At 61.7% G+C, this 10,918-nt stretch carries 9 protein-coding genes; 2 read left to right on the forward strand and 7 right to left on the reverse strand.

All coding sequences use genetic code 11. From position 1 onward, the window contains the following. The 5 genes from ACEW8G_RS05305 to ACEW8G_RS05325 form a co-directional block, all read right to left on the reverse strand. Positions 1-563 (reverse strand): CaiB/BaiF CoA transferase family protein (locus tag ACEW8G_RS05305; protein ID WP_373487399.1); only part of this gene is annotated, 563 nt, incomplete at its 3' end. Between the two features lie 3 nt (positions 564-566). Then, positions 567-1,793, reverse strand: coding sequence for a CaiB/BaiF CoA transferase family protein (locus tag ACEW8G_RS05310; protein ID WP_373487400.1), 1,227 nt, complete (start codon positions 1,791-1,793; stop codon positions 567-569). Beyond that, positions 1,790-2,977 (reverse strand): acyl-CoA dehydrogenase family protein, encoded by a 1,188-nt coding sequence (locus tag ACEW8G_RS05315; RefSeq protein WP_373487401.1) that lies wholly within the window; start codon positions 2,975-2,977, stop codon positions 1,790-1,792. Before ACEW8G_RS05315 ends, ACEW8G_RS05310 begins: the two co-directional genes overlap by 4 nt. Before the next feature lie 10 nt (positions 2,978-2,987). After that, positions 2,988-3,497 carry a MaoC family dehydratase gene (locus tag ACEW8G_RS05320; protein WP_373487402.1) on the reverse strand — a complete coding sequence of 170 codons (510 nt, stop codon included), beginning with the start codon at positions 3,495-3,497 and terminating at the stop codon, positions 2,988-2,990. Beyond that, a complete protein-coding gene (locus ACEW8G_RS05325; RefSeq protein WP_373487403.1) occupies positions 3,490-4,332 on the reverse strand; it encodes a CoA ester lyase in 843 nt (280 codons plus the stop codon). The genes ACEW8G_RS05320 and ACEW8G_RS05325 overlap by 8 nt, the downstream gene beginning before the upstream one ends. Before the next feature lie 87 nt (positions 4,333-4,419). Between ACEW8G_RS05325 and ACEW8G_RS05330 the strand changes: the two genes are divergently transcribed. After that, on the forward strand, positions 4,420-5,349 hold the full coding sequence (locus ACEW8G_RS05330) for a DUF1838 family protein (RefSeq protein WP_373487404.1): 930 nt from the start codon (positions 4,420-4,422) through the stop codon (positions 5,347-5,349). 101 nt (positions 5,350-5,450) lie between these two features. On the opposite strand, the gene ACEW8G_RS05335 is transcribed toward ACEW8G_RS05330, so the two are convergent. Next, a complete protein-coding gene (locus ACEW8G_RS05335) occupies positions 5,451-7,877 on the reverse strand; it encodes a TonB-dependent receptor (protein ID WP_373487405.1) in 2,427 nt (808 codons plus the stop codon). A 151-nt stretch (positions 7,878-8,028) separates the two neighbouring features. Next, positions 8,029-8,712: a hypothetical protein gene (locus tag ACEW8G_RS05340; protein ID WP_373487406.1), complete on the reverse strand. Its 684-nt coding sequence runs from the start codon at positions 8,710-8,712 to the stop codon at positions 8,029-8,031. Positions 8,713-8,835: 123 nt separating this feature from the next. On the opposite strand from ACEW8G_RS05340, the gene ACEW8G_RS05345 reads away from it, so the two are divergent. Beyond that, positions 8,836-10,918 (forward strand): TonB-dependent receptor (locus ACEW8G_RS05345; RefSeq protein ID WP_373487407.1); only part of this gene is annotated, 2,083 nt, incomplete at its 3' end.

Below are 10,918 nucleotides of genomic sequence, written 5' to 3' on the forward strand. Positions count from 1 at the left end.
CCCGTCCGCTCGCGCCCGATCAGCGCCATGAGCACCGCCGACAATGCAGTCAGCCCCGCGGCCATGTCGGCAGCGGGCGCGCCGGGAACTACCGGCGTTCCGTCGGGCCCGTCGTTGACGCTCAGAAATCCGCTCAGCGCCTGCACCGCCATGTCGTGCGCAGGATGGTGCGCCAGGGCACCCTCCTGCCCGAACGCGGAGATTGAACAGTAGATCACGCGCGGGTTGAGCGCCCGCACCGAGGGCCAGTCGAAGCCGAGGCGTTGCATTACACCTGGGCGAAACCCTTCGACGAACACATCGGCACGACGCACCAACGAAGCCAAGCGGGCTTTGCCCACCTCGCTCTTGAGGTCGAGCACGACGCTTTCCTTGCCGCGATTGAGGTTGGCAAACCAGGTCGAGTGGCCTTCTTCGTACGGCGCCTGGCTGCGCGTCGGATCGCCGGACGCAGGCTCGACCTTAATCACCCGCGCCCCTTGATCGGCCATCATCAGCGTCATCATTGGTCCCGGCAGGAACTGCGTTAGGTCGACGACAGTAAGTCCCGACAGCTTGCCCATGACTCAGACCACTCCGCCAGCGCGCAGCCGGGCGATATCGTTTCCGGAGTAGCCGAGCGTGCCCAGAATCGTGTCGTTGTCTGCTCCTAGCAGCGGGGCAGCGCGGTTGGGCAGCCGCTGGCCGTCAAGCTTGAGCGGGTTGGCCAAACCCTTCATTTCCGGATTATCAGGATGATTGATTTCGCAACGCATCCCGATCGTCTCAAGCCAAGGATTGTCGAGCGCTTGGGCGAACTCGTTAACCGGAGCGACCGGGACATGACCGGCGAGCAACTCGACCCAATACGCGACCGGCTCCTGGCCGAAATGCGCGTCGAGCAGTGCTGTCAAGGCGTCGCGGTGCGTTAGCCTGTCGGCGTTGGTGGCAAAACGCGAGTCGGCGGCAAGGTCCGGCCGCTCGATCCGCTGAGTCAGCTTGTCCCAGAACTTGGGTAGCTGGCACATCACAAACAGCCAGCCATCTGCCGCGCGGACCATTTGGCTCGGGGTGGCGTCGGGATGCGCCGAGCGGGGGTTGCGGCGCGTCTCGGTGCCCTCGTTCAGATACCACAGGGCGGGATAGCTGAGCTGGTGAACCGCGGCCGAAAGCAGGTCGGTGTCGACGTCCCGGCCCTTGCCCGTGCGCTGCGCGTCGACGAGCGCGGCAAGGAAGCCGGTCGCCATGATCGTCCCGGTGATGAAGTCGACCATCGACAGACCCATCCGCTGCGGCTCGCCCGCCGGATCTCCGGTGAGCGCCATGTAGCCGGCCTCCGCCTGCATCAGATAGTCGTAACCCGGCCACTTCGCCCGTGCATTGTCGCGGCCATAAGCCGAGAGGTGCGCGCAGACGATCGCCGGATTGATCGCCCCCAGCGCCGCGTAATCGAGCCCGAGCCGCGCGGGCAAGTCGCCGCGCAGGTTGTTGACCGCCCCGTGCGAAGTCTTCACCAGCCTATGCAGCACCTCTTGCCCTTCGGGCAGGTTGAGGTCGAGTGTAAGCGACTTCTTGTTGAGGTTAAATGCCTGGAAATAGAGGCTTTCGTCCGCTCGCAGGAAGTGCGGCCCCACCGCCCGCGCGGTGTCGCCACCGCCAGTCGCTTCGCCATCTTGGCCACCGCGCCGCGGCGGTTCGATCTTGATCACCTCGGCCCCGAGCTGGGCGAGGAACATCGTACCGTAGGGGCCCGCGCCGTATTGCTCGGCGCTGATCACACGGAAGCCGGTGAGCGGCAGCGCAAGTTCGCTCACGCGGGGTTCCGCTTGACCCACTGCTTGGCGATAATGATCCGCTGCATCTCGTTGGTGCCCTCGCCGATGCACATCAGCATCGAATCGCGATAGTAGCGCTCGATGTCGTATTCCTTGGAATAGCTGTAGCCGCCGTAGATGCGCATGGCTTCCTGGCTGTTCTCGACCGCCGCTTCGGAGGCGAAGTACTTGGCCATACCGGCTTCGAGATCGCAGCGCTCACCCCGATCATAGGCCTCCGCGGCATCCATCGTCAGCAGCCGCGCGGCGCGCGCGCGGGTGACCATCTCGCCGAGCTTCAACTGGATCGCCTGGTGCTCGGCAATCGGCTTGCCCATCGTATGGCGCTGTTGCGCGTATTCGGTCGCCAGCCGCAGCGACCCTTCGGCCAAGCCAACCCCCCGCGCGGCGACGTTGATCCGCCCGAGCTCGAGCCCGCCGGTCGCCTGGAAGAAGCCCTGTCCCTCGACCCCGCCGATTAGCTGGTCGGACGGCACACGGTAGTTGTCGAAGATCAGCTCGGCGCTGTCGATGCACTTGTAGCCGAGCTTGTCGAATTTCTTGCCAGTGGTGAAGCCGTTCCGCTTGTCGGCGATGAACAGGCTCATGCCTTTGTAGCGCGGGCTCGCTTCGGCGTCGGTCTTCACGAGCAACGCGAAGCAGCTGCCGTTGAGCGCGTTGGAAATCCAGGTCTTGGTGCCGTCGATCACATAATCGTCGCCATCACGCCGCGCGACGGTGCGGATCGCCTGGAGATCGGTGCCCGCGTTCGGCTCGGTCAGCGCGAGTCCGCCGCGTATCTCGCCACTGGCGAACTTGGGCAGCCACTTGGCCTTTTGCGCGGGTGTGCCGAAGCGTTCAACAGCGGCCGCCATGATCAGGTGTGAATTGAAAATGCCGGTGATCGCCATCCAGTAGCTCGAGATGCGCATGACGATCTTGGCATACGTCGTCGCGGGCAGGCCGAGGCCGCCGTATTCCTGCCCGATGGTGGCACCGAACAGGCCCATCTCGGCCATCTCGTCCACGAGCTTAGCCGGCCACAGGTCATTATGATCGTGATGCATCACAACCGGGATCACCGAGCGTTCGAGCCAGCGGTCGATCGCGTCGAGGAAGGCTGCCTCCTCGTCGGGGTCGATCGTGCGGCCCTGGTCGGCCATCAATGCGGGCGCACTCGCCACGGCGGTTCTCCTAATCGTCCACGGGGCCGCAGCCCCGCTTCCACACCAGCACGGTGCGCTTGTAATGGCTCACGATCTTGCCGTCCTGGTTCTTGCCGACGGTCTTGAACGTCACGATGCCCTGGTCGGGCCGGCTCTTGCTTTCGCGTTTCTCGAGCACCTCGCTCTCGCAATAGAGCGTGTCACCGACAAACAGCGGGTGAACCATCCGCACTTCGTCCCATCCCAGGTTGGCGATCGCCTTGCCGCTGGTGTCGGACACGCTCATCCCGGTCATCAATGCGATGGTCAGCGGGCTGACCACCAGTGGCTTGCCGAACTCGGTCTTCTTGGCGAATTCGTAGTCGAAGTGCGCCGGGTGCGAGTTCATCGTCAGCAGCGTGAACCACACATTGTCGGCATCGGTGATCGTCCGGCCGGGGCGATGCTCATAGATATGACCGACGACAAAATCTTCGTACGAGCGGCCAAATGTTTCCCGGAACCTTCCCGGCGAAACCTCTGCTACACCATCACGCATCTGCCATGCTCCCTTTGCTGGCCAAGCCCTCTTTGGCGAGCATCGCGCGCATCCGCGCCACGATGGGGGCTTCAAGCATCTTGCCGTTGTGGCGGATCGCCATGCAGCCTGCGGCCTCATAGGCGGCAATGGCGGATTGCGCTTCGCTGATCGCCGCATCATCCGCGCCAAAGCCGGTGTTGATCGCTTCAACCTGCGATGGATGGATCGCCGCCTTGGCGACGAAGCCAAGCGCGCGCACCTTGCGGCATTCATCTGCCAGCCCGTCTGCATCGTCCAGCTGGACAAAGGGCACGTCAATCGCGGGCACGCGCGCATCGGCACAAGCCATGACAAACTGGCCGCGCGCCACCAGCAGCGGATCGAACGCCAGATCGACGCCCAGTTGTGCGGCAAAATCGCCGCCGCCGAACATCATCGCGGTGACCTGCGGCGCGCGCGCGATGTCGTGCGCGACGCGCAGTCCCGCGACGGTTTCGATCAGCGGGATGATGCCGATCGCGTTATCCCCCAGCACCCGTGCGACTTGCGAAATTTCGGCGGCGCTCTCAACCATCGGCACGAACAACAGCGCGGGACGAACCTCTGCCTCGGTCAGCGCGATCAGGTCTTTGAGGCCATGGCGCGTCATCACGCTGTTGATCCGTAGCGCGGCGCGGCGCCGGTCAAGCCGGGCCAGTGCATCGATCACTGCGCTGCGCGCGGTGTCCTTGTCTGCCGCTGCCACGGCATCTTCCAGATCGATGCACACCACGTCAGCGGCACTCGGAAAGGCCTTGGTGATGCGGTCGCTGCGCGATCCGGGCACAAACAGGATGCTGCTGGCGGTAAACATGGTTGACGAAACTGCTCCCCGGGGATCGATTTGTGGCTTCACAATTTGTCCGGACAAATCTAAAGTCAAGCGCAAATGGAGATAAACATGGAGGGACTCGATATTATGCGCATCCGCGACACGCTATTCGCTGCCGGTCTGGCCGCCACCTGTCTGGCCGCTCCGGCCTATGCCCGCACGCTTGACCCGGCAAAGCCCGAAGATGCGCTCGAGATCATGAAACGCTCGCAATGCGGCGTAAAGGACAATGTGCCCGCCGTGTACCGCTGGGCGGGCAAGATCTACAGCCGCCGCGATGGGGAGCCGGACAAGCACCTGTTCAACATGGAAGGGATGAACATCCGCCAGTGCGTGACCGTCACCGATCCGCAACGCGGCACCGGATACCGCATGGTGAGCCGCGAGATCACGCTGTATCTCGACCCCAAGACCAACGAAGTGCTGCGCACGTGGCAGAACCCATGGACCAGCAAAAGCGTCGAGGTGATGCACATCGCCAACGACCCGGTCAATTCGCGCCCGACCTTTCCGGTCACTGCCGATGGCAAGCCCTACAGCATCAACCTCACGCGGATGGGCGACATGTTGCTGTTGGGTTTTGAAGCACCGCTCTATTACATCAACCCGCTGGCCGGTGATTATCAGGATTATGTCGGCAACAAATATCACGCCATGGAAATTTTCGACTTCTCGATGCCCGCAGCGGCGCTTGACACCAAAATGGCGTCGGTCCATCCGACGGTCGCCTGGGTGCGGATATCGGACTGGATGCCATGGATGATGATGGAGAGCCGCCAGGGCCAGATGGTTTTCAACGCCATGGGCGTGAAGCTCACCAGCTTTGATGAACTGCCGCCGGTGATGAAGCAGGAAATCGCTGCGAACTATCCCACCTATACCGCGCCGCCACCGGTGGATGACACGCGCCCCAACGAGACAACCTGGACGGTGTTCAAGAAGAAGATCGACGCCCAGCGCGCCAAGGACGGTGCGAAGCCGCCCGCCGCGGGCCATTGAACGATCTCCACACCAATTGACGAGGAAAAAACCCCCGGAAGCCTTCCGGTTTCCGGGGGTTGATTATGGACCTTGTCGTCAAGGCTCCACAGGTGTCAGCATCAGAAACGCCCGGTAAAGTTCACCCCGAAGCGGCGGCCGGGGCGCGGGGCACCGACGAAATTACGCTTGAGGCTGTCGTTGCCATCGGCATAGCGCAGGATCTGGGTGACGGCGTCCTCATCAAACAGGTTGCGCACGTAAAACTGCACGCGGAACGTGTCGTTCTGCGCGCCGATCCGCGCATCGACCACGGTTGAATCACCGGTGCCCAACAGGTTGTGGACCTGCGCCCAGCTGTTCGAGATCAGCGTGACGTTTGATCCGGCAAAGAACTCCCAGTCGCCCCCCAGCGGTGCGCGGTAATCGATATCGGCAAACACCTGATGCTTGGGCGCACGCGGAATGGCATTGCCACGGATCGATCCGAAGATCGGTGTGCACGCGGCAACATCGGGAAACTGCCGCCCGGTCGAACAGTTGACCAGCCCGTCATCGGCAACATCATTGAGCACGCCCTGCGTTTCATCGATGCCGCGCTTGAAGCGCGAATCGGCCATCGCGTAGTTGGCGGTCAGCGTCAGGCGGTTTGACGGCCGCATCTGCAGCTCGAACTCGAGCCCCTTGATTTCAGCATCGCCCGCGTTGCTGATCGCCGACACGGTGTTGCCCGCGTTACGGACATTCTGGGTGAGCTGATAGCCCTCCACATTGTTTAAAAACAGCGCGACATTTGCGGTCAGCATCCCGTTCAGGAACTGGTTCTTGCTGCCGATTTCGAAGCTTTCGACCGTTTCGACATCAAAGGAAGGCACCCCGGCCAGGATGGCCACCGGACCGTTGAAGCCGCCCGGCTTTTGTCCCGTTGCGTAGATCGCATAGAGCAGATTGTCGCGGCTGAGCTTGTAATCCAGCGTAACGCGCGGGTCGAACCGCTTGAAGGTTTCCCCGACGATCAGCGCGGCAGGCGTCGGTTGCCCGGCGTTGCGGGTGATCGTTTCCTGCTGCACCTTTTCTTCGGCATAGCGGCCTTCTGCCGACAGGGTCAGCTTGTCGGTGATGTTGAACGTCGCCGATCCGAAAATCGCGACGTTGCGGATGTCGAAATTGTTGACGTTGCGCGACTGCGGCACTGCGGGCGTCAGGCCGATGGGGACCGTCACGAAGCACCCGGGCTGCGCGGCACAGGCGCGTTGCCGTGCGGCAACGGCGCTGGCCTGGGCGCGGGCCAGCGCATCAGCGGGCACCTCGCGAATATCGCGGCTGTCGTCTGACTGATCGAAATAATAGCCGCCCACCATCAGGCTAAAGCCGTCGCCCTTGTAATCGAGGCGCACTTCCTGCGACCAATCCTTGGCGATCGAGCGACCGGCGAAGGAAAAATCCACTGTCGTGCCGATGGCACCAAAGGCAGGGCCGCCGAGAGGCACGAGCGCAAAGATCGCGGTCTGGAAGCTCGTATCCGAATAATCGCCGTCGGTAACCAGCCGGTCATAGCGGCGGTTATAGCCGCTCAGCGAGGTGATCGTCAGCCGATCGGACAGATCATATTCCATCTTCAGGCTGACGTTATTGGTTTCTGCCTTCAGACCAACCTGATCAGGGTCACGAAATTGGCGGGTAAAATCGGTGGTCAACGCGCGGGGTTGCAGGGTGCCGCACATATAGCGACCAGCGCCCCGATAGAAGGTGCCGCGATCAAAGAAGCAGTTGTTGTCTGCGGTGCGGGTTGAAAACAGCGCGGGCTGGCCATCTTCAAGATGCGCGTAATAGCCGCGCAACCGGGCGCGAAACGGGCCGCCATTGTCATACGCCAGCAATCCGGACACCGAATAGCTTTCCTGCTGGCCCAGCTTGGTGCCGTCGAACTGGTTGGTAAACTCGCCGCCAAAATCGTAATAGCGGCCAAAAATGCCACCTGACAAACCGCCGCCGATCGGCCCGGAGAGCGACCCGGTGACCTCGTAGCGATCATTTTCCGAAATATCGACGGTCAGCCGGCCGCTGAACCGGTCGCTGGGATTGCGGGTGATGATGTTGATCGCACCCGAATAGGTGTTGCGACCATAGAGCGCGCTTTGCGGACCCTTGACCACCTCAACGCGCTCCATCTGGTCAACGTCATAATCGGCGATCGAGCCGCTGAAATAGATGCCGTCGATGAAATATGCGACCCCCGAATCGCCCAGAATATTGGCCTGGCCGCGAATGACCGGACGGTTGCTGTCGCGGCCGAGGCCCTCGTCAAATATCAGACCCGGGGTGGCCTTGGACAGATCGGCGAAGGATTCGATGTTCAGCCGCTCGATCGATTCGGCGGTGACCACCGAAACCGAGGTTGGTGCCTCCTGCAGCGATTCCGATGTCTTGCGGGCGGTAACGATGATGGTGTTGCTGCTGTCGCTGGCGCCGTCTGCGTCCTGCGCGATCGCCGGAACGCCGGCCAGCGCGGTGATAACCAGCAATGATGCCTTGAAAGATCTGATCATGACTTCCCCCAACCTTGAATACATTTTTTTGTATTATTGCTGACAGAACAACCCATCATTCAAAATTTGTCCAGACAAATTATGCGCAGAGCAAAAATTCTCGCTGTGTGTTGCGCGGATACGACAGTGGATGTTTAGTGGCGCAATGCCGTCAGAAATTCGGCTTCACCACACCCATCCACGCGGTGACCACCAGCAGCACGTAGATCGCCATGACCCAGATCCGGGTGCGATCCATGGTCCGGCGCAACGGAATTTCGGTCGCATCGCTTGATCCTTCCCTGATCAGGCGAATCAGCTGCGGCCCCACCGGCTTGAACGACACATCGATCATGATGGCAGCAACAAAGATCAGCCCAAACAGCAGCGCCTTCCATGCCAGCCACCCCGCGCCGAGCGGTGCGCCGATCAGCAGCGACTGGCCGCCCAGCCACAGATAGAACGCGGTCAATGCATATTTGATGAGGTTCTCGTAGCGCCGGTCGCGGGCCGCGCGCGGTGTCTGATCATGCGCGTGCGCATCCCACACCAGCCACAGCCAGATGCCGCCTATGACCCATGCCCCGGCGAGCAGCGCGATGGGCACATCCCACCAGCCGCCACCGCGCAATACGCTTAGCGACACCGGCACCATCAGCGCCCAGGCGCTCCGCGGGGTCATGTCAACCAGCACCAGCAGCTTGAGCAGCACCAGCCGCTGGTCGAGCGTGTAGGCGTGTCGCTTGCGAAAATGCTGGCCGAGCAGGAACACCCCGACATCGGCTCCCAGCCACAGGACGAACAGCAACAGGTGGACGAATACCAGCGTCGGATACGCAATGTCTGCAAAGCCCAATGCCGACCTCCTGAAATCTATTCTCACAAACCCGATTGACAATGCATATTTGTCCGGACAAATTGCAAGAAAATAATGTCGGCAGGCGGACCTAGGAAAAACACGCGTATCAGGGAGCTCATCATGATCACATTACGGATTACGGTCGGCGCATCGGCGCTCGCCATCGCGCTGGCAACGCCGGCGTTTGCTCAGCAATCGGCGCAATCTGGCGAGTCCGAAGAGGCCAGCCAGCAAAGCGGCCTTGCCGAAATCATCGTCACCGCACAGCGCCGCGAGGAAAGCGTGCAGGATGTGCCCATCGCCATCAGCACCTTTACAGCCGAACAATTGCGCGATCAGGGGATTTCGAACACCCTGCAGCTGGGCCAATATGTTCCCAATCTGGTCGCGCAGAACAACACCGGCATCGGCTCTGCCAATGCCTATTTCCTGCGCGGGCTGGGCTCGACTGAAACGATCGCCACCTTTGATCCGCCGGTCGGCACCTATGTCGACGACATCTATCTGTCGCGGCAGAACGCCAATAATCTGGCGCTGTTCGATGTGCAGCGCGTCGAGGTGCTGCGCGGTCCGCAGGGCACGTTGTTCGGGCGTAACACCACCGGCGGCGCGATCAACGTCATCATGGCCGAGCCCGGCAACGAGTTCGGCGGCTATGCCGAGGTCGGCTATGGCCGTTTCGACAAGAAGCTGGTGCGCGGGTCGGTCGATATCCCGCTTGCAGACAGCTTTGCGATCAAGTTGTCGGGCTACTGGCAGGACGATGACGGCTATGTGAAGAATATCACCACCGGTGAGCGTCTGAACGACGACGATGGCTGGGGTGTGCGACTTGGGCTGCGCGGGGAACTGGCACCATGGGCTCGCTGGCGGGCAAGCTATGCGCATATCGTGTCAGAAGGCGAGAACCTGCTGAATTTCGATTGCAACCCCGCCAATCCGACAGATTGCAGCGGACGCTTTGCATCCACCGGGCTTCGTACAAACCCGCAATCCGCAACGCCGTTTGCACCGCTGGTCATTACAGGTCGCAAGGCAGGCTATGGGCTGGGCCAAAGGGCAGTCACCGACATCATCACATCGAACCTGGCGTTTGATATCGCACCCGACACGACCCTCAGCCTGATCACCGGCTATGTCAGCCTGACCCAGCAGTTTGGGCTCGACTTTTTCGATGGCCGCGGCGGCCCCAGCGTCAGCGTACCGCGCCCTGCGGTGCGGGGCTTTGAGCGCGGCGGCTTTACCATCCTCAACGATGGCCAGCACCAGCAGTTTACGCAGGAAATCAAGCTCGACGGCAGCCTTGGCAATGGCCTGATCGACTACGTCACCGGCTTTTTCTACATTGACGAGCGCAACCGCACCGATCTGGCCGATGTCTTCTCGATCTCGCCGACCTTTGCGCTGCTGCTGGGTGATCGCATCATCCGCAACACCACCAGCGCCTATGCCGGCTATGCCCAGGCCGATTTCAATGTCACTGACTGGATCAAGCTGACCGCCGGTGTCCGCTATACCGATGAGACCAAGAATTTCAGCGTCGCCGACAACCGCGCGATCTGCAACGGTGCGACCGTCGCTGCGACCTGTCTGTCCGATGTCAATTTGCGCGCGCCTTCGGGCGTTCTCATCCCGCGCCGCCAGAATGTGAAAATCTGGACGCCGCGCTTTGCGATCAACGTCAAGCCCGATGATGACGTCCTGCTGTTTGCATCCGCGACGCGCGGCTTCAAATCGGGCGGCTGGAACGCGCGCGCGTCCAGTCCGGCGCAGTTCCTGCCGTTCGATGAAGAACGGGTGTGGAGCTACGAGGCTGGCATCAAGTCAGAGCTGTTCGACAGGCGAGTGCGTGCCAACATCACCGCCTTCTGGCTGGATGTGAGCGATCTGCAGATTCTGGCTGGGCTGCTCAATCCTGCGACCGGTGCCATCACCTTCCTGACCCGCAATTTCGCCGATTATCGCAACAAGGGTATCGAGGCGGAATTTACCTTCGCGCCGGTCGAGGGGCTCAACCTCTATGCCAATGTCGGCTATCAGGATGACAATTATCGCGTGGCAGCGGGCCAGCCTGCAACCGACGTCTTCGGCATTCAGACCGTGCCTGCGCAGCTTGCCGCGTGTCAGGCGCAGCTGGCGGCAGGGCAGATCCCGGCTAGTGCCAACTCTGCCCCGGCAGGCCAGCCGGTGAACAACGCCCCGG

It is taken from the genome of Blastomonas sp. (assembly GCF_041747255.1).
Taxonomy (GTDB): Bacteria; Pseudomonadota; Alphaproteobacteria; order Sphingomonadales; family Sphingomonadaceae; genus Blastomonas.